The sequence below is a fragment of the Actinomadura nitritigenes genome (assembly GCF_017573545.1).
Taxonomy (GTDB): Bacteria; Actinomycetota; Actinomycetes; order Streptosporangiales; family Streptosporangiaceae; genus Spirillospora; species Spirillospora nitritigenes.
In genome coordinates this window covers 126255-148934 of sequence record NZ_JAGEOK010000010.1, presented here as the reverse complement: position 1 = coordinate 148934, position 22680 = coordinate 126255, and the positions used below count along the sequence as shown (strand labels likewise).

Genomic DNA, 22680 nt, shown 5'->3' with positions numbered 1-22680 from the left:
ATTTCCTGGTGGCCCGTCATTTCCCGGTGTCCGGCCCGTCCGCGGCGGCGTCATTGTCCAGCGCGCTGCGCATGCCCTTCTGGAATGCCGCCATCAATCCCGGATTGTGCTCGGCCTCATGGTCTGGCTCCCGATGGACGGGGACGGTCGCCAGTTCGGGCGACAGATGCCTCTGCGCCTGGCGGCGCGGCAGTTCCGGCCGCTCGCCGTCCGGCGGGGGGACGGCGGGCCCGGCGGCCGGGCCCGCCACCGGCGGCTGCGGGCCGGTGTCCCATGTGGGCGCCGCGGGCCGGTGGGGGGCTGCGGGCACGGAGGCACCTTGCGCGAACACCGGGACGCCCTGGCCGTCGTGCGCGGCGGGGTCATGGTGTGCGGGGCCGCCGGGCGCGGCGTCGTCGTGGGCGGGGCCCCCGGGCGCGGGGTCCGTCCGCGGGGGTGCGGCGTGCCGCGGGCCGGGCGGAGGCCCGTCCGGGGCCGGCACGGGAGCGGCGTGCCCGGCCCGCGCCGGGGCCTCGGCCTCCTCCGGCCCGCCCGTCAGCTCCGTCGGGACCACGACCACGGCCTGCGTCCCGCCGTAGACGTTGGTCTGGAGCTGGACGCGGACCTTGTGCCGGCGCGCCAGCGCGGAGACGACGTGCAGCCCGATGCGCCCCTCGCCCAGCAGCTCCTCGGTGTGGCCCCGCTCCTGGTCGGCGAGCAGGTCGTTCAGCCGCCGCCGGTCCTCGCCGGGGATGCCGAGGCCGCGGTCCTCGACCTCGACGGCGAGGCCGGCGGCGACGCCCTCGACGCGGACCAGCACCTGGGTGTGCGGCGGCGAGTACTTCGTGGCGTTCTCGATGAGCTCGGCGAGCAGGTGGACGATGTCGGCGACCGCGCCGCCGTGCACACTGCCCTCGACGGGCGGCACCACCTTGACCCGCTTGTAGTGCTCCACCTCGGCGATGGCCGAGCGGAGCATCTCGTACACGGTCACCGGCCGGGTCCACTGGCGGCGGGACGCGGCCCCGCCGATCACCGCGAGGCTCTCGGCCTGGCGGCGGGTGCGGGTGGCGAGGTGGTCGACCTTGAACAGCCCCTTGAGCAGGTCGGGGTCCTCGACCTGGTTCTCCAGCCCGTCGAGGCCCTGGATGGCGCGGTGCGACAGCGACTGCATCCGGCGGGCGAGGCTCACGAACACGTCGACGCGCCGGTCGCCCCTCGCCGCCCTGCGGCTCGCGGCGTCGAGCACCGCGTTCCACGCCTCGCCCTGCGCCCGGCGCAGCTCGCAGGCGAGCTGCGCGGCGGGGTCGGCCGGGTCGGCGGGCGGCGGGTCCTCGTTCCAGCGGCCGACCGGTTCGCCCGCGCCCAGCCGGTCGGCCATCTCCCGCAGCTCGCGCCGGCCGCGGACGGCCAGGACGGCGAGCTCGCCCAGCCGGCGGCGCACGGCGTCCAGGTCGCGGCCGGCGCCCTGGACCCGGTGCCGTTCCACCCGCCGGGTGGCCGCGCCCGCCGCCCACGCGGCGGCGAGCAGGGCGGTCACGGTCCCGAGCGCGGCGACGGCCAGGACGGTGCGCGTCGACCGCGGCAGCGCGCCGCCGTCGTACAGCGCGGCCACGGCGACGGTCCCGAGGAGCCCGACGGCGGCCGCGGGAAGCACGGAGATGGCCAGATGGACGACGTGCATGCCGGTCTGGCGGTGCCTGCCATGAGTCGGGGTCCTGTCGCAGCGCTGGACGTCCCGGCGATCGGCCCCGGCGGCGGGTTCGAAGAAGTCAGGCATCGGCGTCCTCGGTACGTCGGACATTCGAAGATCAGTGAACTGATCGATACGGACTCGTGGGCCCACAGCCGTGTCCAGGCTGACACAACGCCTCTCAGAGGACGCGCGGAATGCCGAGATTGCAGGGATCCAGGCTCGATTTGCTGTAATTGGTCCGCAATGTCCCACTCACTCCGGGACCGTGGATTGTCGCCCTACAAAACAACATCTCAGCGCATATAACAATCTGAACGGCATGGAACGGACCAGCAGTGGAATGGTCCAATCACGGGTGGCGGGACGGCGTTCTCAGCGGGCGGTCGGCGGCTCCCGGCGCACGCGCGTCCAGGGCCAGGTGATCGCCGCCCAGCCGGCCAGGAGGATCACGACCTCGGCCAGCACGTACCAGGGCCAGGGACCGAGCAGGTCCAGCGCCGAGCCGGTGGTGGGCTTGTCGTTGAGGTACCCGTAGTTCGTCCCGGCGATCTCGTTGAAGACGAACGCGCCGGCGGCCCACACCACGGTGACCGCGACCGCGAACCGGTAGGAGCGCCAGTCCGGCCGCATCCCCAGCCCCCAGGTCAGGTACACCGCCGCCCACACGATCATCAGGTGCATGCCCCAGAACGCCAGGAAGTCGATGTCGGGGTAGTCACCGCCGTTGAGCGCCGGCGTGAGCAGGCCCTGCACCGACAGGGTGAGCCCCCAGTAGTAGGTCAGCGCGTACCAGCGGCGGCCGAGCGTCCACAGCGCGCCGGCCGCGGTCAGCCAGGCCACGTCGCACAGTTGCAGAGGCAGCGACCCGCCGATCCGCCACTCCTGGGGCAGCAGGGTGTGCACCTGCGTGCCGGCCATCACGAACAGGATCGCCAGCGCGTACGCCCGGCCGAAGCCCTTCGCCTGCTCACTGGGACCCGTGCCCGGCTCCCGCTGCCCGCGGCCGAGCACCACGAGCACGGCGCAGCCGATCGCGAACACCCCGAGCACCGCCCAGTGGGACGGCCCGTACGCGACGAAGCGACCGGCTGCGATCAGCGGCATTCGGCGATGCTAGCCGCTGGAACGCCGCCGGCGGCCGAGCCGCCTCGGCGAGAGTGTCGGCAGGGGCCGTTAGGTTCCGGGGCCATGATCGAGACGGTGGACATTCCGGTCGAGTGGCGCGAGCACCTCCATCCCCGGCACGGCGGCGTCGCCGGGCCGACGGTCGTCCTGGACGAGAAGGCCGCACGGCGGGCGCGCGGATGGGACCGCGCGGCGCGCCCGATCGCCGAGGAGATGGCGGCGCACGAGCGCACCGACCCCGCCCTCCGGGAGGCCGTGCGGGCCTGGCTGGACGGCGTGGCCGACCCGGCGGGCGCGGCGGTCCTCGCCGCCGTCGCGGTGAAGCACCTCGACGGCGTCGACGGCGCCGCCTTCGTGGACGCCTGGGTCCTGGACCATGGCCCGGCGTTCGCGGCCTGCGCGCTCACCGAGGCGTCCTCCGTCGCGCTCGGCCCGCTACCGAAGCCGGCGAGGCCGGGCCCCGACGGCGTCATCCGCGTCGTCATGCACAGCTACACCACTCCTCCGAAGGGATGGCGCGGCGAGCTCCGGCGCATGACGTCCCGGGACCACCCCCACGACCACCGGTGGATCGCCGAGAACGCCGTGGTGAAGCGGCTCCGCGCGCTGCTGGCCGCGGCCCCCGAGGACGAGTACCGCGACGCCGTCGCACGCCTGGCGGCGCACCGCGGCGACCCGTCGAGGCGCCGCACGGCCTCCTACCTGGCCCCGACCGAGCCGGCCTGGGCGGACGAGGCCCTCGGCGACCGGTCCCAGGCGGTCCTCGGGCACGATCACCTGCTGTGCTCGCTGTCCACCCCCGGCCACGTCGGCCGGATCGGCTGGACGCCGGTGTCGCCGGGCGTGCTCGCGACGCTGCTCGACGGGCTGGGCGCGGACGCCTTCCCGCTGCTCGAACGTGCCCTCGCCTACGACTACCGCGGCATCGACGAGGCGCGTCCGCTCGTGCTGAAGGCGCTGCTGGCGATCGCGGACGAGAGGCTCTTCCGGGTCCTGCTCGGCCATATGGGGATCAAAGGCGTGCCGGCCGCGCTCGAAGAGGCGGCCGGACGGTATCCGGTGGAGGCGGTCCGGGCGCTGGCGCCGTTCGTCCACGAGCGGTCGGTCCGGGGCCTGCAGGCGGCCGGGCTGGTGCGGGGCCTCCTGTCCGCGCGGCCCGACCTGGCGAACGCGCTGCCGCAGGGGGCCGCCGAGGACCTGCTGCCGCGCCCGATCGTCCCCGACTGCGACGACCTGCCCGCCGTGCTGACCGGCAGGCCCGCCCGCGGCACGAAGGCGGACTGGGCCGACCCGGCCTCGCTCCCGCAGATCCTCACCCGCGACCGGGACCGGGCGCTTCCCGCCGACGCGACGAAGCGCCTGCTGGGGCTGCTCGCCAAGAAGGCGCCCGAGGCCGCGGACGTCCGGGACTTCTGCGACCGGCATTCGCTGGCCGAGTTCTCCTGGGCGGTGTTCCAGCGCTGGTACGCGCTCGGCGCGCCGACCAGGCACAACTGGGCGCTCGCCCAGCTCGGCCTGATCGGGGACGACACGACGGTGCGGCGGCTCGCTCCGCTGATCAAGCAGTGGCCGGGCGAGGGCGCGTCCGCCCGGGCCGTCGCGGCGCTGGACGTGCTGGCCGGGATCGGCTCCGACGTCGCCCTCGCCCACCTGTTCGAGCTGAGCCGCCAGGGCAAGTACAAGGGGTTCAAGGCGAAGGCGGCGCAGAAGATCGACGAGATCGCCGCCGCGCGCGGCATCACGCCGGACGACCTCGCCGACCGCGCCGTCCCCGACTTCGGCCTGGACGAGAAGGGCACGCTCGTCCTGGACTACGGCCCGCGCCGGTTCACGGTGACCTTCGACCAGCAGCTCGTCCCGCTGGTCGTGGAGGCGAACGGGAAGGTCCGCAAGAGCGCGCCCAAGCCCGGCCCGAAGGACGATCCGGCGCTCGCCCCGGCCGCGCACGCGCTGTTCACCGGCCTGCGCAAGGACCTGCGGACGATCGCCGACCGGGAGATCAAGCGCCTGGAGAAGGCCATGATCGCCCGGCGGAGCCGGACGCCGGACGACTTCCGCCGCCTGTTCGTCGAGCACCCGCTGCTGGGGCACATCGTCCGCCGGCTGGTGTGGATCACCGATGACGGCACCGCGTTCCGCGTCGCCGAGGACCGCACCTACGCCGACATCGACGACGACGCCTTCGCACCGGCGCCGGACGCCCGGATCAGCATCGCCCATCCACTGCTGCTGGGCGACGACCTCGGCGCCTGGGCGGAGCTGTTCGCCGACTACGAGATCCTGCAGCCGTTCGAGCAGCTCGGACGGCCCGTCTACCGGCTGACGGACGAGGAGCGGAGCGCGCGCAGGCTCGCCCGTGTCGAGGGTCTCGTCCTGCCGTACGGGAAGGCGAAGGGACATTCGCAGGGGCGCTGGGAGTCCGTGGACGCCGAGGGCGCCTTCGCCGGCGGGTGGCTCGCCCGGCGCGACCCGGCGGGCCTGTACGTCGTGGCGAGCCTGAGCCCCGGCCTCGGCCACTACATGTACGGCGAGGGCGATGACCAGGAGATCACCTGCCTGTGGGCGGGCCCGGCCCCGGCCCGCGCGCCGCAGGACCCCGTGCCGCTCGGCGACGTCGATCCGGTGACGATGAGCGAGGCCGTCCACGACCTCGTCCGCAGCGCGTCCTGACCGCTCTCGCACCCCGCCCGGAACCCGGGCGGGAGTGACGCGAGCCACTCATATGAGACGATGATGTCTCATTCGAGGTAGCATCGTCTCATGACCTTCGACCGTGAGCGGATCCTCGCCGACGCGGCGGAGCTGCTGTCCCGCAAGGCGACCGCCACCCAGGACGAGATCGCGCAGGCCGCCGGGATCAGCCGCGCCACCCTGCACCGCCACTTCGCGGGGCGGGACGGCCTCGTCCGCGCGCTCGAGGAGCTGGGCCTGCGCCGCCTGGAGGCGGTGATGGACGAGGCCCGCCCCGAGGAGGGCACCGCCACCGACGCGCTGGTGCGGCTGGTCGAGGCCAGCCGCCCGGTCGCGGCCTTCCTCGCCTTCCTCGCGACCGAGAACCAGCTGTTCGAGGGCGAGGGGGTCAACGCGGGCTGGGAACGGCTCGACGCGCGCGTCGCCGCGCTGTTCCGGCGCGGCCAGGAGTCCGGCGAGTTCCGCATCGACCTCTCCCCCGCCTGGCTCACCGAGGCCCTGTACGGGCTCATCGCCTCCGCCGCCTGGACGATCCAGACCGGCAGGACCGCGCCCCGCGACTACACGGCGATGATCACCGGGCTGCTGCTGGGCGGCGTCGAGCGCCGCACCCCCGGGCACCCCTGAGGACGGTGCGACCATGACCACCGCGCCGCCGCACGCGCCCGTGCGGCACGACCGCGACCCCGGCCGCTGGGTCTCGCTCGGCGTCCTCGTCCTCGCCGTGCTGCTGGTCGCCGTCGACGCGACCGTGCTGGGGCTCGCCACCCCGTTCATCAGCGAGGACCTCCGGCCGTCCGGCGCCCAGCTGCTGTGGATCGGCGACGTCTACTCGTTCGTCATCGCCGGCCTGCTGGTCTCGATGGGCGGCCTCGGCGACCGCATCGGGCGCAAGCGGCTGCTGCTCGCGGGCGCCGCCGCGTTCGGCGCCGTCTCGGTGCTCAACGCCTACGCCACCGGCCCGGAGCTGCTCATCGCGGCCCGCGCCCTGATGGGCGTGGCGGGCGCGACCCTGATGCCGTCGACGCTGGCGCTGATCCGGAACATCTTCACCGACGCGCGGGAACGTTCCATGGCCATCGGGATCTGGGCCTCCGGCGTCTCGGCGGGCGCCGCCGTCGGCCCCCTGGTGGGCGGCCTGCTGCTGGAGCGCTTCTGGTGGGGCTCGGTCTTCCTGATCAACCTGCCGGTGATGGCGGTGCTGGTCGTGGCGGGCGCCCGGCTGCTCCCGGAGTCGAAGGACCCGTCGCCGGGGCCGTGGGACCTGCCGAGCGCCGCGCTGTCCCTCGTCGGCATGATCGGGACGGTCTACGCGATCAAGGAGGCCGCGGCGCACGGCTGGTCCGCGCAGGCCGGCGCGGCCGCCGTCGCGGGCGTCACCGCCCTCGCCTGGTTCGTCCGCCGGCAGCGGACCCTGGCCTCGCCGCTGATCGACGTCCGGCTGTTCCGCGACCGCGGCTTCAGCACGGCCGTCGGCGCCGACCTGCTCGCCGTGCTCGGACTCGCGGGGCTGGTGTTCTTCCTCTCGCAGTTCTTCCAGCTCGTCCAGGGCCGCTCGCCGCTCGAGGCGGGGCTGGCCGAGCTGCCCGCCACCATCGGCTCCATCGTCACCGGGCTGCTCGCGGCGGCGGCCGTGCGGCGGACGTCGGTCCGCGCCGTCGTCGCCGGCGGGCTCGCGGCCATGGGCCTCGGCCTGGCGCTGCTCGCCGGCCTGCACGCCGGCACCGGCTACGCGCTGCTGTTCGCGGCGCTGCTGCTCGCCGGGGCCGGTGCCGGGTTCGCCTTCGCGACGACGTCCGACATGATCGTCTCCCTGGTGCCGAAGGAGCAGGCGGGGGCCGCGTCCGCGGTCTCCGAGACGGCCTACGAGCTCGGCGCCGCGCTCGGCATCGCGCTGCTCGGGTCGATCACCACCGGCGTCTACCGCGGCTTCGCGACCCCGGACGGGGTCCCCGCCGGCGCCGCCGCGGCGGCGCACGACTCGATCGGCGGCGCCGCCCGGGCCGCCGCCGCCCTCGGCGGTCCCGAGGGCCGGGCGCTCATGGCGGCGGCCCGCGACGCCTTCGCCGCGGGCCTGCGCTGCACCGCCGGCGTCGGCGCCGCCGTCCTGCTGGCCACGGCCGCCGCCGCCTGGATCCTCCTCAGGCCCCGGCGTCCGGACGCCACCGCCGGCCGAGGGCCCCGGCTCGTCGAATCGGACCCCCCGGGTTCGGCGGCCGACCGGTCCGGGGCATCACCGCGCGCAGTGATGCGCGGCGGCACGGCGGCGGGCCGTCCGGACCGTCCGTGAGATGCTGCGGTCGTGGCGACGACCGGTCCGGAAGCATCCTCTCCGCGCCGCCGGCGCGGCCGTCCCGGCCACGACCAGGCGGCGATCCTGCGCGCCGCCGTGGAGCTGTTCAACCGCAAGGGCTACGACGCCACCAGCATGGGCGACCTGGCGAGGGAGCTCGGCCTCACCAAGCCCGCCATCTACCACCACGTCGCGGGCAAGGAGCAGCTGCTCGGCCTGGCGCTGGACGACGCCCTCGACGAGCTCACCGCCGCCGTCACGGAGGCGTCCCGCGAGCGGGAGGGGACGACCGCCTACGGCCGGTTGCGCGCGGTGGTGCGGCGCAGCGTCGAGGTCCTCGTCGCGCACCGGCCGTCCGTCACGCTCCTGCTGCGGGTCAGGGGCAACAGCGAGGTGGAGCTGGCCGCGCTGGAGCGGCGCCGGTGGCTGGACGACCGCCTCGCCGAGCTCGTCGCGGACGCCGTCGCCGAGGGCGCGCTGCGCGGGGACGTGCCGCCGGCGCTGGTGAGCCGGCTGCTGTTCGGCATGGTGAACTCGCTGGTCGAGTGGTACCGGCCGGACGGCGCCTACGACACGGCGACCGTCGCCGACGCCGTCACCGCCCTGGCCTTCGACGGCCTCGCCCGCCACGAGACGCCACCGGACCGGAGAGATCGGTGACTCCCTGAAGGACGCCCCGACACCCCCGGCAGTGGACGGCCTGGCCGTCGCCTTCTGCTCCGGTCAGGCGTCGTAGTCGACGGTGACGGTGTCGCCGGCCGGGAACGACTGGCAGGTCAGAACGAACCCGGCGTCGACCTCGGACGGTTCGAGGGCGTAGTTGCGGCGCATGTCGGCCTCCCCCTCGCGGACGCGGGCACGGCACGTCCCGCAGACGCCGCCCTTGCAGGCGAACGGCAGGTCGCCCCGGGTCCGCTGGGCGCCCTCCAGGATCGTCGTCTCGCGGGACACCCGCGACGTCGTGCGCAGGCCGTCGAGCACGACCGTCAGCTCGGTCGTGGCACCGGCCAGGGCGTCGTCGGCGCGCCTCGGCTGCGGCGGAGGGGCGTCGACATAGAACAGCTCGACGTGCACCGGCGCGGGGACGGCGAGGTCGGCGAGGACCTTCCGCGCGTCCTCGACCATCTGGAGCGGCCCGCAGATCCAGACGTGGTCGAAGACCTCCGCGGGCACCAGGCCGGTGAGCAGCCGGGCGAGGCGGTCGCCGTCGAGGCGGCCGGAGAACAGTTCGGCGTCGCGCGGCTCGCGGGACAGCACGTGGACCAGCTGGAACCGCGGCCCGTACCGGTTCTTCAGGTCGCCGAGCTCCTCGGTGAACATCACGGTGCGGCTCGTCCGGTTGCCGTACAGCAGCGACACCTGCGCGCCGGGGTGGGCGAGCACCGTCGAGGCGACCGACAGCATCGGGGTGATGCCGGAGCCGGCGGCGATGCACAGGTGCCGCTCGCCCGCCGCCGGGTCCGCCTGCCAGGAGCCGCTCGGGGTCTGCACCTCGATGCGCGTGCCCGGCGCGACCTCGTTCACGAGCCAGGACGAGAACAGCCCGCCCGGGATCTCGCGGACGCCGATACGCGGCGCGGCGCCGGCGGGCGCGCAGATCGAGTACGAGCGGCGCTCCTCCCGCCCGTCGACGAAGCGGCGCAGGGTGAGGGACTGGCCGGCCCGGAACGCGTAGGCGTCGCGCAGGCCGTCCGGGACGGCGAAGGTGATCGCGGCGGCGTCCTCGCAGAGGCGGTCGACCGCCGCCACGGTCAGCGCGTGGAAGGCGCCGGCCCTGCGGGCGGGCGCGGCCCCGGGCGCGAGGGTGGTCATGTCAGATCTCCTTGACGTGCTCGAACGGCTCGAGGCAGTCGGTGCAGCGGTACAGGGCCTTGCACGCGGTCGCGCCGAACTCGGAGGTCAGGCGGGTGGACGGCGAGCCGCAGCGCGGGCAGGCGGGGGCGCGGCGGGTCGGCCCGAGCGTGAGCCCGAGCGGCCCGGACGGCCGCCGGACCGGCCCCGGCGGCGACAGGCCCGCCTCCCGCAGCGCGGCCCGCCCGCGCTCGGAGATCCAGTCGCTCGACCACGGCGGGTCCAGCACGATCCGGACCCGCACGCGCGGGAACCCCGCGCCGTTCAGCCGGTGGACGAGGTCGTCGCGCATCGTCGCGAGGGCCGGGCAGCCGGTGTAGGTCGGCGTGATCGAGGCGACGACGGCCTCCCCGCCGTCGGCGTCGCGCTCGACGTCGACGCCGCGCAGCACGCCGAGGTCGGCGAGGGTGAGCATCGGCATCTCCGGGTCGCGCACCCGCCCGGCCGCGTCGAGGGCGCGCTCGCGGGCCGTCGTGCGGGCGTTCACCATCGCCCGCTCGGGTGGGCGCGCGCGACCACCTGCATCTCGGCGAGCAGCCGGCCGAACGCCTCGGTGTGCATGCCGTCGCGGCCCGTCCGCCCGCCGACCCCGGCGAGGGGCGCGCGGTCCGGCCGGTCGACGCCGCTGACGGCCAGCACCTGGTCGAGGACGGCGTCGACCTCGTCGCGGACGGCGGTGGGATCGACGCCCACGCCGGCCTCGGCGAGGGACGCCTCGATCGGGTGCGCGGCGACCAGTTCCGGCTGGAGCGGCCACAGCGCGTCCAGCGCGGCGACGAGCCTCCGGCGCGACTCCTCGGTGCCCCGCGCCAGCGTGAGGAACCAGCGGCCCGCCCAGTCGCGGTGGTAGGTGACCTCCTTGGCGCCCTTGGCCGCCACCGCCGCCAGCACGTGGTCGGCGCTCGCCCGGAGCCGTTCCAGCAGCGCGAGCCGCGCCACCGAGAACAGCAGCAGGCGCACGACCACGTGCGCGAAGTCGCCGTTGGGCACCTCGGCGAGGCGGACGTTGCGGAACTCCCCCGCCTCGCGGAAGAAGGCGAGCGCGTCCTCGCCCGGCACCGGCGAGCCCTCGGGGAGGGCGGGCACGGCGGCGGGGTCGGCGGCGGCCGCCCGCGACAGCAGCAGCCGCGCCTGCCCGAGCAGGTCGAGGGCCATGTTCGCGAGCGCGATGTCCTCTTCGAGGTCGGGGGCGCGGCTGCACCACTCCGACAGGCGCTGCGACATGATCAGCGCGTCGTCGCCGAGCATCAGGCAGTACGCGGCGAGGTCGGCGCGGTCGGCGCCGTCCGGCACGGTGGTGTCGACGCCGGCGAGGGGGTCCTCGAAGCCGGTGCCGAACGCCCACTGCGAGGACTCGCCGCCGGCCAGCCCGTCGAACACGCCGCCGAGGTCGCTGTTCAGAAGGTCGTCGCTCATCGGTGGTCCGCCCTCACATGTGCGGGACGTCGTCGGGGATGTCATAGAACGTCGGGTGCCGGTAGACCTTGTCGCCGCTCGGTGAGAACAGCGGGTCCTTCTCGTCCGGGCTGGACGCGGTGATGGCGTCGGCCCGCACGACCCAGATGCTCACGCCCTCGTTGCGGCGCGTGTAGACGTCGCGCGCGTGGCGCAGCGCCATCACGTCGTCGGGGGCGTGCAGCGAGCCGACGTGCACGTGGTTGAGGCCGCGCTTGCCGCGGACGAACACCTCGTAGAGCGGCCATTCCCGCCGGTCGCCGCTCATCGGGCGCCTCCCTCGGCGGACCGCTCGGCGAACGCCGTCGCGGCCTCGCGCACCCAGGCGCCGTCCTCGTGGGCGGCGCGGCGGTGCGCCAGCCGCTGCGCGTTGCACGGCCCGTTCCCGCCGACCACCGCGGCGAACTCCGCCCAGTCCGGCTCGCCGAAGTCGTAGTGGCCGCGCTCCTCGTTCCAGCGCAGGTCCGGGTCGGGGAGCGTCACCCCGAGGGCCTCGGCCTGCGGGACGGTCATGTCGACGAACTTCTGGCGCAGCTCGTCGTTGGAGTTGCGCTTGACGCCCCACGCCATCGACCGCGCGCTGTTCGGCGACTCGGCGTCCGGCGGGCCGAACATCATCAGCGACGGCCACCAGAACCGGTCGACCGACTCCTGCACCATGGCGCGCTGGGCGTCCGTCCCGCGCATCATCGTCATCAGCAGCTCGTAGCCCTGCCGCTGGTGGAAGGACTCCTCCTTGCAGATGCGGATCATCGCGCGGCCGTACGGACCGTAGGACGTGCGGCACAGCGGCACCTGGTTGCAGATCGCGGCGCCGTCGACGAGCCAGCCGATCGTGCCGACGTCGGCGTACGACAGCGTCGGGTAGTTGAAGATCGAGGAGTACTTCTGCCGGCCGGCGAGCAGCATCTCGGTCAGCTCGGCCCGGGAGACGCCGAGGGTCTCGCACGCCGAGTACAGGTACAGCCCGTGCCCTGCCTCGTCCTGCACCTTCGCCAGCAGGATCGCCTTGCGGCGCAGGGACGGGGCGCGCCCGATCCAGTTGCCCTCCGGCTGCATCCCGATGATCTCCGAGTGCGCGTGCTGGGCGATCTGGCGGACGAGCGTGCGGCGGTAGCCGTCCGGCATCCAGTCCCGGGGCTCGATGCGGTCGCCCCGCGCGATGGTCGCGTCGAACCGCTCCTGCGCCGCCGCCTCGCGCGGCGCGGGATCCACGGGGGTCGTCGTCATGTCCCCTCCTCACCGGTCGGACGAATTACTTATCGTTCGGTCAGTAATACGGTCGCACGGGCGGGCGCCTCCGCGCAATGGGCTGGGCGCATCCGCGCCATGGGCCCGGCGCATCCGCGCCAGGGGCGCGCGGGCTACGGTGAGGTGGCCCGGACACCGGCCGGCCTCATCCACCCTGGAGGACCGCATGCACCGCCTCACCGTCCAGTATTTCTCCCCCGCCGACCCGGCGGCGTTCGACGAGCGCTACGAGAGCACCCACGTCCCGCTCGTGCACGCCCTGCCCGGGCTGAAGTCGTTCACCCTGACGCGCCCGCAGGCGCTCGGGACCGACGCGCCCTACCTCGTCGCCGAGCTGTGGTTCGAGGACGGCGACGCCCTCGCGGCGGCGCTGGGCAGCCCGGAGATGGCCGCGGCCGCCGAGGACGCGGCGAAGTACGAGGTCGCCTCTACGACCATGTTCTCCGGTGAGGTGCGCGAGACCCTCGGCTGACCCGCCAGCCCGCCGCCGCCCCCTCGTCCCGGACGAGGCGGGCGGCGGCCGCGTTTCACCCGGCCGGAGGCGCCCCCCACTCCGCCCCCCGGCCGCGGGCCTCGTCGAACACCAGCCAGGTGCGGGTGGCGCGGACCCCGGGGATGTCCTGGACGCGCTCCAGCACCACGTGCCGGAGCGCCGCATTGTCCGGGGCCCTGACCAGGGCGAGCACGTCGTAGTCCCCGCCGACCATCGCGAAGTGCTCGACGTAGGTGATCTCCTTGAGCCCGGCCGACACCGCCCGCCAGGAGTTCTGCTCGATCGTGATCGAGACGTACGCGCTGGTGCCGAGCCCGGCCCGGTGCGGCGCCAGCTCCGCCGTGAAACCGGTGATGACGCCGTCGTCCATTAGGCGGGTGAGGCGCGCGTAGGCGTTCGCGCGGGAGACGTGCACGTTCTCGGCGAGCGCCCGCACCGAGATCCGGCCGTCGCGGAGCAGCTCGGCGATGATCGCCCGGTCCACTGCGTCCAGCCGTCCGGCAGAACGTCCCGGCCAGGCACCGTCCGCGGCGTCATCGTTCGACATTTGGCCATCCTCACACCCCATTGAGAACCACTTGTCGCTCATTATCCGGCATGTCTTGAACAGATGGTCGCCGGGACGGACGCTTTGGTCGTCAAGCGTCCAAGGAAAGCGAGGCGCGCCATGCCAGTGCGGAAGCCCATGCAGGTGCGGAAGCCCGAGCCCGCGCGGAAAGCCGTGCCCGCCCGGAAGGCCGGGGCCGCGCGGGGAGCCGGGGCCGCGCGGAAGGCCGGAGCCGCGCGGGAGGCCGCGCGCGATCACCGGCCCGCGGTCGAGGGCCTGCTGCCGTCCGCCGCCCCCGTGCGTTTCGTCGCCGAGGACGGCACGGCCGTCGAACCCCCGGCGGGCCGGACGGCGCCCGCCGACGGCGAGCTGCTGGAGGCGTACCGCCGGATGGTGCTCGGCCGCCGCTTCGACCGGCAGGCGACGGCGCTGACCAGGCAGGGCAGGCTCGCGGTGTACCCGTCGAGCCGCGGCCAGGAGGCGTGCCAGGTCGGCGGCGTGCTCGCGCTCCGCGACGGCGACTGGCTGTTCCCCACCTACCGGGACTCGGTGGCGCTGGTCGCCCGCGGCCTCGACCCCGCCGAGGTGCTCACGCTGCTGCAGGGCGGCTGGCACTGCGGGTACGACCCGGCCGCCGTGCGCGTCGCGCCGCAGTGCACCCCGCTGGCCACCCAGACCCTCCACGCGGTGGGAATGGCCGAGGCCCTGCGCCGCAAGGGCGAGGACGGCGTCGTGATGGCCTTCGTCGGCGACGGCGGCACGAGCGAGGGCGACTTCCACGAGGCGCTCAACTACGCGGCGGTCCGGCGCGCGCCCGTGGTGTTCTTCGTGCAGAACAACCAGTACGCGATCTCGGTGCCGCTGGCCAAGCAGACCGCCGCGCCCGCGCTCGCCTACAAGGGCGTCGGGTACGGCGTCCGCTCCGAGCAGGTGGACGGCAACGACCTCGTCGCGGTGCTGTCCGTGCTGGCCTCGGCCGTGGAGCACGCGCGCGCGGGCGGCGGCCCGTCGCTGGTGGAGGCGCACACGTACCGCATGGACGCCCACACCAACGCCGACGACGCCACCCGCTACCGGGAGGACGACGAGGTCGCGCGCTGGGAGGCCGCCGACCCCATCGCCCGCCTGGAGACCTACCTGCGCGGCCGGGGCGTGCTGGACGACGAGGGGGTCGCCGCGGCGGACAGGGCCGCCGAGGAGTTCGCCGCCCGTGTCCGCGACGCGCTGAACGCCGACCCGGAGCCCGCGCCCACCCCGCTGGAGCTGTTCGATCACGTCTTCGCCGAGCCCACGCCGCAGTTGCGCGAGCAGCGGGCCCAGCTGGCGTCCGAGCTGGCCGCCCTGGAGGACTGACATGACGGAAACGACGACCCGCAAGGCGGAGATGACGATGGCGCAGGCGCTGAACGCCGCGCTGCGGGACGCGCTCCGCGAGGACGAGCGGGTCCTGGTCTTCGGTGAGGACGTCGGCCCGCTGGGCGGCGTCTTCCGCATCACCGACGGGCTGACCGCCGAGTTCGGCGAGGACCGGTGCTTCGACACCCCGCTCGCCGAGGCCGGCATCGTCGGGCTGGCCGTCGGCATGGCGATGGGCGGGTTCCGCCCGGTCGTCGAGATGCAGTTCGACGCGTTCGCCTACCCGGCGTTCGAGCAGATCGCCTCGCACGTGGCGAAGATGCGCAACCGCACGCGCGGCCTGCTGCCGCTGCCGATGGTGATCCGCATCCCGTACGCGGGCGGCGTCGGCGGCGTCGAGCACCACAGCGACTCCAGCGAGGCCTACTACGCGCACACCCCCGGCCTGAAGGTGGTCACCCCCGCCACGCCGGACGACGCGTACTGGCTGCTGCGCGACGCCGTCGCCGATCCCGACCCGGTGGTCTTCATGGAGCCGAAGCGGCTGTACTGGTCCTCGGGCGAGGTGTCGCCGCCGGACCGCCGCACCGCGGGGATCGGGCGGGCGGCCGTGCGGCGCGCCGGGACGGACGCGACGCTCGTCGCCTACGGGCCCAGCGTGTCCGTGGCGCTGGAGGCGGCCGAGGCCGCGGAGGGCGAGGGCCGGTCGCTGGAGGTCGTGGACCTGCGGTCGATCGTGCCGTTCGACGACGAGACCGTCGTGGCGTCCGTCCGCAAGACGGGCCGCTGCGTGGTGGTCCAGGAGGCGCAGGGGTTCGCGGGCGTCGGCGCGGAGATCGCGGCGCGGGTCCAGGAGCGCTGCTTCCACTCGCTGGCGGCCCCGGTGCTGCGCGTCAGCGGGTTCGACATCCCGTACCCGCCGCCGAAGCTGGAGCGCTCGCACCTGCCGGACGCCGACCGGGTGCTCGACGCGGTGGACCGGCTCCAGTTCGACGACGAGCCCGACACCCGCCACCTCGCGCAGGAGGAGCCGGCGGCCGCGGACGCCCGTCTCCTGCCGGGCGGTGCCATGCGGGAGGCGTCGTGACCACCGCCGTCGCCGCGCGGGTGTTCCGCCTGCCCGACCTCGGCGAGGGGCTCACGGAGGCCGAGGTCCTGGAGTGGAAGGTCGCGGTCGGCGACACCGTCGAGGTCGACCAGGTCGTGGTGGAGGTGGAGACCGCCAAGGCGGCCGTCGAGGTCCCGGTCCCGTTCGCCGGGACGGTGCTGAGGCTGCACGCCGGGCCGGGCGCCGTCCTCGGCGTCGGCGAGCCGCTCATCGAGGTCGGGGCGGCCGGGGCCGCGCCCGAGGACCCGGCCGCCGCCCGCTACCGCGAGGAGGAGCAGGCGGGCTCGGGCAACGTGCTGATCGGTTACGGCACCGGCGGCGCGTCCGGCGCGCGCAGGCGGCGGCGCGGCAGGGCGCGTCCCACCGGCGGGGCGCCCGCCGGGGAGGTCCGGGCGGAGGCCGCCGAAGTGGTCCGGGCGGAGGCCGCCGCGCCGGCGGCCCGGCCGCCGCTCGCGCCGCGCGTGATCTCCCCGCTGGTCCGCAGGATCGCCCGCGAGCACGGTGTGGACATCGCCGCCGTCGCCCCGACCGGCCCGCGCGGCGTCATCCTGCGCCGCGACGTCGAGCAGGCCATCGCCGCCGCGGAGCCCAGGGAGCCGACGCCCAGGGAGCGGACGGCCGCGGAGCGGGCGGCCGCGGCGGCGCCCGGCCTCGCGGACGAGCGCGTCCCGCTGCGCGGCGTGCGCCGGGCGGTGGCCGACAAGCTCACCCGCAGCCGCGCCGAGATCCCCGACGCCACCACCTGGGTGGACGTCGACGCCACCGGCCTGCTCGACGTGAAGGACGCGCTGCGCCGGACCCGCCCGGACCTCGGCATCGGGCTGCTCGCGCTGCTCGCCCGGATCTGCGTGTCCGGGCTGCGGCGGTTCCCCGAGCTGAACTCCTCGGTCGACACCGGCCGCGCCGAGATCGTCCGGCACGGGCGGGTGAACCTCGGCTTCGCCGCGCAGACCGACCGGGGGCTGGTCGTCCCGGTCGTGCGGGACGCCCACCTGATGACGACCGGGGACCTCGCCGCCGAGCTGGCCCGGCTCACCGGCCTCGCCCGCGCCGGGAAGCTGCCGCCCGAGGCGCTGACCGGCGGCACGTTCACGCTCAACAACTACGGGGTGTTCGGCGTGGACGGCTCGACGCCCATCATCAACCATCCGGAGGCGGCGCTGCTCGGCGTCGGCCGGGTCGTCGACCGGCCCTGGGTGCACGGCGGCGCCGTCGTCCCGCGCAAGGTCGCCCAGCTGTCCCTCACCTTCGACCACCGGGTCTGCGACGGCGGCACCGCGGGCGGGTTCCTGCGCTACGTGGCCGACTGCGTGGAGGACCCGGCCGTCCTCATCGCGCACACCTGAACCGGCCCGGCCGGGATCGCGGACCGTCCCGTCAGCCCCGCGATCCCGGCCGGTACGGCTCCAGCGCCTCGGCGGGACGGCCGTGGACCTCCTGGGCGACCAGTTCGGCGAGGTGCGGGGCGAGCGTGATGCCGCTGTGCGTCACGACCGTGTAGAGGCCGGGGAGCTGCGGGCCGACGAGCGGGTAGCCGTCCACGGGCAGCGGCCGCACGCACCGGCGCACTCCGGCGACGTCCGCGCCCAGACCGGGGATCAGGGCCCGGGCACGGACGAGGAGTTCGGCGCCGGCGGCCTCGATCCGCTCCGCCGGGACCGCGTCGTCGATGCCGGCGTCGATGTCGTCGGCCTCCAGGACGAGGCCCCCGTCCTCCGCCGGCCGGGCCGACAGCGCGGGGCCGTGCACGAGCCCGTTGAGCGCGCCGGGCACCGGGGTCGTCGTGGCGACCAGGCAGGGCGCGGCCGAACCGGGCTCGGACGGGTCGACCAGCGGCAGCGCGATCCCGGCGGTGGCCAGCAGCGCCGGTGCGTGCCGTCCGGCGGCGCAGATCGTGAGGTCGGCGTCCAGGTCGCGGCCGTCGTCGAGGCGCGCGCCGGTGACGCGGCCGCCGTCGGCGTTGAGGCGGACCGCGCGGCGTCCGGTGACGATCCGCGCGCCCGACTCCGCCGCCCGCGCTGCGAGGGCCCGCGCCGCCGGGCCGCCGTGCACGAAACCCTCGTCGGGGTAGTGCGCGATGAGCGCGTCGCTCGGCACGCGGACGGAGGGCTCCAGCTCGCGCAGCCGGTCGGGGCCGATCAGGCGGGCGGCGTAGCCGAGACGGATCAGGTCGCCGACGCGCGCGGCCAGCCGCGCTCCGGCGTCCTCGGACGCCGCCCACGCGGTGTTGCCCGCCGGCCGGTACCAGGACGGGCCGCCGAACCCGGCGGCCAGGTCGCGCCAGGCGCGCAGGGCGGCCGTCCGGAACCGGTGGTACGCGGGGTCGGCGGGGTCGTTGGCGTTGAGCCACGCGTAGCTGGTCCCCGACGTCCCGGCGCCGGGCCGCAGCTCCTCCACGACCGTCACCGCGTCGCCCGCGCCCGCGGCCCGCCCGCCGTCCGCCGGGCGGGCGAGCCGGTCGGCCAGCGCGGCCCCGACGATCCCCGCGCCGATCACGAGTATCCGCATCGCCCCAGCCTGACAGCCCGCCCGCCGGGCGCCAAGGACGGACCGGACCGCGCTAGCGCAGCGCCGGGGCCAGGCGCCGCCACTCCTCGCGCGGGAACGCGTTGCCGTCCGCCGTGAGCACCTGCACGCAGACGTGGTCGGCGCCGGCGGCGCGGTGCTCGTCGACCCGGCGCCGGACCGCCTCCTCGTCGCCCCAGGCGATCAGGGCGTCGAACAGCCGGTCGCTCACCGTGTCGACGTCCTCCTGCGTGAACCCGAGCCGCAGCAGGTTGCCCGCGTAGTTCGGCAGGCCGAGGTAGGAGCGCAGCCAGTCCGTCCCGATCTCGCGCGCCTCGTCCCGCGTCGAGCAGAGGATCACCGTCTGCTCGGGGAGCACGAGCGGGCCGTCGCCGACGGCCTCGCGGGCGATCCGGGTGTGCTCGGGCGGGACGAGGTACGGGTGGACGCCCCGGGCCCGCTTCGCCGCCGTCTCCAGCATGCGGGGCCCGAGCGCGGCGAGCACCCGGCCGTCCCGGGGGACGGGCCGCTCGGCCGCGTCGAGGCCGTCGAGGAAGGCGGACATCGCCGCGAGCGGCCGGCGGTACCGGCCGGGCTCCGTGGAGTCCACCAGCGGGGCGTGGCTCACCCCGATGCCCATCAGGAAGCGGTCGCCGTGCTCGGCCGACAGCGACGCGAACGAGGCGGCGGCGTCCTCGGGCGTGTGCATCCACAGGTTCAGGATGCCGGTCGCGACGACCGCGCGGCGGGTCGCCCCGAGGAGGTTGCCGACCGCGTCGAACACCGGTCCCCCGATGTCGGGGACCCACATCGCGCTGTACCCCAGCTCCTCCAGTTCCGCGGCGGCCTCCGCAGCCTCGGCGGCGTCCCCGTAGCGCAGCTGCTGGCTCCACACGCCGGCACCGGACAGATCCACGGCGCCCTCCCTCCCGGTCATGCCGCACGGTCGGGCGGGGGCCGCCCGCCGTCCGGCCGGTCGTCCTTGATCCTCAGGAGAGCGTATCGGGCGCGCGCCGGCCGGGGACCGGGCCCCGCCGCGCGGCCGCCGCATGACGATGATCAGGGCGTATGGGGCGTTTGACGTGGGCCTTCTCCGGCTAGTGCCCGTGTAGGCAGGCCAGCGGGAGGGGGACCCGGATGACGGCGGTCGAGGAGGCGGCCGACACCAGCGCCGAGGAGGCGCTGGAACGGCACAGCCTCGGGACGAGGATCGGGAACGTCCTGGCGACGACCGACCACAAGACGGTGGGCTACCTCTACCTGTCGACGTCGTTCGCGATGTTCCTGATCGCCGGGCTGATGGCGATGCTGATGCGGGCGGAGCTGCTGCGGCCGGGCCTGCAGGTCATGAACGCGCTGCAGTACAACGAGCTCTTCACCATGCACGGCACGATCATGCTGCTGCTGTTCGCGACGCCGCTGTTCCTCGGGTTCGCCAACGTCATCATGCCGCTGCAGATCGGCGCGCCGGACGTGGCGTTCCCGCGGCTGAACGCGCTCACCTACTACCTGTTCCTGTTCGGCTCGGCCATCGTGCTGTTCGGCTTCGTCATGCCGGACGGCGCGGCCGACTACGGATGGTTCGCCTACTCGCCGCTGACCTCGCCGACGTTCTCGCCCGGGCTGGGCAAGGACATGTGGGTCATGGGGCTGATCCTGTCGGGCGTCGGGACGACGCTGACGGCGGTCAACCTGATCACGACCGTCGTCACGATGCGCGCCCCCGGCATGCTGATGTTCCGGATGCCGATCTTCACGTGGAACGTGCTGCTCACCAGCCTGATGGTCATCATCGCGTTCCCGGTGCTCGCCGCCGCGCTGTTCGCGCTGGAGGCGGACCGCAAGCTCGGCGCCCACATCTACGACGGCGCGAACGGGGGCGCGCTGCTCTGGCAGCACCTGTTCTGGTTCTTCGGCCATCCCGAGGTGTACATCGTGGCGCTGCCGTTCTTCGGCATCGTCACCGAGATCCTCCCGGTGTTCGCCCGCAAGCCCATCTTCGGCTACCTCGGCATGGTCGCCGCCACCATCAGCATCACCGGGCTGTCGATGACCGTCTGGGCGCACCACATGTTCGCCACCGGCCAGGTCCTGCTGCCGTTCTTCTCCATCACCTCGTTCATGATCGCGGTGCCGACCGGCATCAAGTTCTTCAACTGGGTCGGCACCATGTGGAAGGGCGAGATCTGCCTGCAGACGCCGATGCTGTGGGCGATCGGCTTCCTCGTGACGTTCCTGTTCGGCGGCCTCACCGGCGTGATCCTCGCGTCGCCCGCCATGGACTTCCACCTCACCGACTCGTTCTTCGTCGTCGCCCATATGCACTACGTGCTGTTCGGCACCGTGGTGTTCGCGATGTTCGGCGGGTTCTACTTCTGGTGGCCGAAGATGACGGGCAAGTTGCTCGACGAGACCTGGGGGAAGATCCACTTCTGGTCGCTGTTCGTCGGCTTCCACACCACCTTCCTCGTCCAGCACTGGCTCGGCGCCGAGGGCATGCCGCGCCGCTACGCCGACTACCCGAAGCAGTTCGCGGCGCTGAACTTCGCGTCGTCGATCGGCGCGTTCATCCTCGGCGCGTCCACCTTCGCGTTCCTGTGGAACGTCTACCGGACGCACCGGCGCGGCGAACCCGTCGGCGTGGACGATCCGTGGGGCTTCGGCAATTCGCTGGAGTGGGCGACCTCGTGCCCGCCGCCCCGCCACAACTTCCGCGCGATGCCGCGGATCCGCTCGATGCGCCCGGCGTTCGACCTGCACTACCCGCCCCTGGAGCCGCCGGAGGAGGCGGAGATCGCCACGCCCCCGCCGCCCGGCCGCTCGTAGCGGGCGCTCCGAGGCGTTCCGGTGGGCCCGGTCAGGCCACCGGCTCCGTGGACGGCTCGGCGTGCGCGGCGTCCCTGACGGCGGCGGCCGCGCGGCGGCCCGGGATCGTCATGGCGATGAGCGCGGCGAGGACCGCGACGCCGCAGCCGATCGCGAGGCCGGTGCGGAAGCCGTTCTCCGAGGGCAGCGCGTGCCCGCCGAGGCTGACCGTCATCTGCGACAGCACGGCCCCGACCACGGCGGCGGAGACCGACGTGCCGATCGAGCGCATCAGGGTGTTGAAGCTGTTGGCCGAGCCGGTCTCCGACCGCGGCACCGCGCTCATGATGAGGGCGGGCATCGCGCCGTAGGCCAGTCCGACGCCGCCGCCGCAGATCGCCGTGAAGAGCATCAGGCCCCAGGCGTGCCCCAGCAGGAGCTGCGACGAGCCGTACCCGGCCGCGACCACCAGCGCCCCGCAGATCAGGGTGACCTTGGGGCCGCGGGCGGCCGACAGCCGCGCGCCGAGCGGGGACACCGCCATCATCACCAGGCCGGAGGGGACCATCCACAGTCCCGCGGCCACCATCGACTGGCCGAGCCCGTACCCGGTCTGCTCGGGCAGCTGGAGGAGCTGCGGCGCGATCAGCGACTGGGCGTACATGGAGAAGCCGACCACGACCGACGCGGCGTTGGTGAGCAGCACCTGCGGCCGCGCGGTCACGCGCAGGTCGACGAGCGGGTCGCGGGTGCGCAGCTCCCACCGGCCCCAGGCGAGCAGGACGACCACGGCGGCGGCGAAGAGGCCGATGGTGGTGCCGCTCGCCCAGCCCCAGTCGGCGCCCTTGGACACGGCCAGCAGCAGGCACACCAGCCCGGCGCCGAGCCCGACCGCGCCGGGGGCGTCGAAGCGGCCCTTCGCCTGCGCGGGCACGGCGGGCACCAGCAGCCAGATCAGCACGGCGACGAGGACGCTCAGCGCGGCCGACCCCCAGAACAGCGCGCGCCAGCTGGTGTTCTCGGCGACCAGCGCGGCGATCGGCAGCCCGAAGGCGCCGCCGATGCCCATCGAGGAGCTCATCAGCGCGATGGACGAGCCGAGCCGCTCGGGGGGCAGCAGGTCCCGCAGCGCGCTGATGCCGAGCGGGATCATGCCCATGCCGAGGCCCTGCATCCCGCGACCGATGACCATCGGCCAGAGCGAGCTCGACAGCGCGCAGAGCACCGAGCCGGCGACCAGCGGCCCCATGCAGGCCAGCATCAGCCGGCGCTTGCCGTACAGGTCGCCGAGTCGGCCGATCATCGGCATGGCGACCGCGGAGGCCAGCAGCGTGCCGGTGATCACCCAGGTCGCGTTGGACGCCGTCGTGTGCAGCAGCTTCGGCAGGTCGGCGATCAGCGGCACCACCAGCGTCTGCATGAACGCGGCGACGATGCCCGCGACGGCCAGCACCGCGACGATGCCGTTCGGGCGGACGGCGGGACCGGAGTCGTCCACGGGGGTCTCCTCTTCAGGGAACGGGAT

At 74.6% G+C, this 22680-nt stretch carries 20 protein-coding genes; 9 read left to right on the top strand and 11 right to left on the bottom strand.

The window, feature by feature from the left end; translation table 11 throughout:
* Positions 1-16: 16 nt before the first annotated feature.
* Both J4557_RS17215 and J4557_RS17210 read right to left on the bottom strand, forming a co-directional pair.
* Positions 17-1759, bottom strand: a complete 1743-nt coding sequence (locus J4557_RS17215; RefSeq protein WP_208267576.1) for a sensor histidine kinase — start codon at positions 1757-1759, stop codon at positions 17-19.
* A gap of 288 nt (positions 1760-2047) precedes the next feature.
* A complete protein-coding gene (locus J4557_RS17210) occupies positions 2048-2779 on the bottom strand; it encodes a YwaF family protein (RefSeq protein ID WP_208267575.1) in 732 nt (243 codons plus the stop codon).
* Positions 2780-2863: 84 nt separating this feature from the next.
* Between J4557_RS17210 and J4557_RS17205 the strand changes: the two genes are divergently transcribed.
* The 4 genes from J4557_RS17205 (at position 2864) to J4557_RS17190 (ending at position 8444) form a co-directional block, all read left to right on the top strand.
* Positions 2864-5470, top strand: a complete 2607-nt coding sequence (locus tag J4557_RS17205; protein ID WP_208267573.1) for a DUF4132 domain-containing protein — start codon at positions 2864-2866, stop codon at positions 5468-5470.
* Positions 5471-5560: 90 nt separating this feature from the next.
* Positions 5561-6118, top strand: a complete 558-nt coding sequence (locus tag J4557_RS17200) for a TetR/AcrR family transcriptional regulator (protein WP_208267571.1) — start codon at positions 5561-5563, stop codon at positions 6116-6118.
* Positions 6119-6131: 13 nt separating this feature from the next.
* On the top strand, positions 6132-7781 hold the full coding sequence (locus tag J4557_RS17195) for an MFS transporter (protein ID WP_208267569.1): 1650 nt from the start codon (positions 6132-6134) through the stop codon (positions 7779-7781).
* A gap of 12 nt (positions 7782-7793) precedes the next feature.
* Positions 7794-8444: a TetR/AcrR family transcriptional regulator gene (locus tag J4557_RS17190; RefSeq protein ID WP_307799904.1), complete on the top strand. Its 651-nt coding sequence runs from the start codon at positions 7794-7796 to the stop codon at positions 8442-8444.
* A gap of 63 nt (positions 8445-8507) precedes the next feature.
* Here the strand turns inward: J4557_RS17190 and paaE are convergent, their stop codons facing one another.
* The 5 genes from paaE to paaA are packed head-to-tail and all read right to left on the bottom strand — an operon-like array spanning position 8508 to position 12320.
* The gene (gene paaE, locus J4557_RS17185) at positions 8508-9596 is read right to left on the bottom strand and encodes a 1,2-phenylacetyl-CoA epoxidase subunit PaaE (RefSeq protein WP_208267568.1); all 1089 of its coding nucleotides are present in this window, start codon (positions 9594-9596) and stop codon (positions 8508-8510) included.
* A gap of 1 nt (position 9597) precedes the next feature.
* Positions 9598-10125, bottom strand: a complete 528-nt coding sequence (gene paaD, locus J4557_RS17180; RefSeq protein WP_208267566.1) for a 1,2-phenylacetyl-CoA epoxidase subunit PaaD — start codon at positions 10123-10125, stop codon at positions 9598-9600.
* Complete coding sequence (gene paaC / locus J4557_RS17175) at positions 10119-11051, bottom strand: 1,2-phenylacetyl-CoA epoxidase subunit PaaC (protein WP_208267564.1); 933 nt, start codon at positions 11049-11051, stop codon at positions 10119-10121. Before paaC ends, paaD begins: the two co-directional genes overlap by 7 nt.
* A gap of 13 nt (positions 11052-11064) precedes the next feature.
* On the bottom strand, positions 11065-11358 hold the full coding sequence (paaB, locus tag J4557_RS17170) for a 1,2-phenylacetyl-CoA epoxidase subunit PaaB (protein ID WP_208267562.1): 294 nt from the start codon (positions 11356-11358) through the stop codon (positions 11065-11067).
* A complete protein-coding gene (paaA, locus tag J4557_RS17165; RefSeq protein ID WP_208267560.1) occupies positions 11355-12320 on the bottom strand; it encodes a 1,2-phenylacetyl-CoA epoxidase subunit PaaA in 966 nt (321 codons plus the stop codon). The genes paaB and paaA overlap by 4 nt, the downstream gene beginning before the upstream one ends.
* Before the next feature lie 187 nt (positions 12321-12507).
* Here paaA and J4557_RS17160 point away from each other — a divergent pair, with 187 nt between their 5' ends.
* Positions 12508-12813 (top strand): EthD family reductase, encoded by a 306-nt coding sequence (locus J4557_RS17160; RefSeq protein WP_208267559.1) that lies wholly within the window; start codon positions 12508-12510, stop codon positions 12811-12813.
* 55 nt (positions 12814-12868) lie between these two features.
* Here J4557_RS17160 and J4557_RS17155 read toward each other — a convergent pair whose 3' ends face one another.
* Positions 12869-13381, bottom strand: coding sequence for an Lrp/AsnC family transcriptional regulator (locus tag J4557_RS17155; RefSeq protein WP_208267558.1), 513 nt, complete (start codon positions 13379-13381; stop codon positions 12869-12871).
* A 120-nt stretch (positions 13382-13501) separates the two neighbouring features.
* Here J4557_RS17155 and pdhA point away from each other — a divergent pair, with 120 nt between their 5' ends.
* Genes pdhA through J4557_RS17140 form a run of 3 tightly spaced genes read left to right on the top strand, consistent with a single transcriptional unit; the run spans position 13502 to position 17191 of the window.
* On the top strand, positions 13502-14734 hold the full coding sequence (gene pdhA, locus J4557_RS17150) for a pyruvate dehydrogenase (acetyl-transferring) E1 component subunit alpha (RefSeq protein WP_243775899.1): 1233 nt from the start codon (positions 13502-13504) through the stop codon (positions 14732-14734).
* A 1-nt stretch (position 14735) separates the two neighbouring features.
* Positions 14736-15824 (top strand): alpha-ketoacid dehydrogenase subunit beta, encoded by a 1089-nt coding sequence (locus J4557_RS17145; protein ID WP_208267557.1) that lies wholly within the window; start codon positions 14736-14738, stop codon positions 15822-15824.
* A complete protein-coding gene (locus J4557_RS17140) occupies positions 15821-17191 on the top strand; it encodes a dihydrolipoamide acetyltransferase family protein (protein WP_208267556.1) in 1371 nt (456 codons plus the stop codon). Before J4557_RS17145 ends, J4557_RS17140 begins: the two co-directional genes overlap by 4 nt.
* A 31-nt stretch (positions 17192-17222) precedes the next feature.
* On the opposite strand, the gene J4557_RS17135 is transcribed toward J4557_RS17140, so the two are convergent.
* Entirely contained in the window at positions 17223-18353 is a 1131-nt protein-coding gene (locus J4557_RS17135) for an NAD(P)/FAD-dependent oxidoreductase (RefSeq protein ID WP_208267555.1), read from the bottom strand.
* Between the two features lie 52 nt (positions 18354-18405).
* Positions 18406-19266, bottom strand: a complete 861-nt coding sequence (locus tag J4557_RS17130; protein WP_208267554.1) for an LLM class F420-dependent oxidoreductase — start codon at positions 19264-19266, stop codon at positions 18406-18408.
* Positions 19267-19487: 221 nt separating this feature from the next.
* Here J4557_RS17130 and ctaD point away from each other — a divergent pair, with 221 nt between their 5' ends.
* The gene (gene ctaD, locus J4557_RS17125) at positions 19488-21176 is read left to right on the top strand and encodes an aa3-type cytochrome oxidase subunit I (protein ID WP_208267553.1); all 1689 of its coding nucleotides are present in this window, start codon (positions 19488-19490) and stop codon (positions 21174-21176) included.
* A 31-nt stretch (positions 21177-21207) separates the two neighbouring features.
* Here the strand turns inward: ctaD and J4557_RS17120 are convergent, their stop codons facing one another.
* The gene (locus J4557_RS17120; protein ID WP_307799902.1) at positions 21208-22653 is read right to left on the bottom strand and encodes an MFS transporter; all 1446 of its coding nucleotides are present in this window, start codon (positions 22651-22653) and stop codon (positions 21208-21210) included.
* Between the last annotated feature and the right edge of the window lie 27 nt (positions 22654-22680).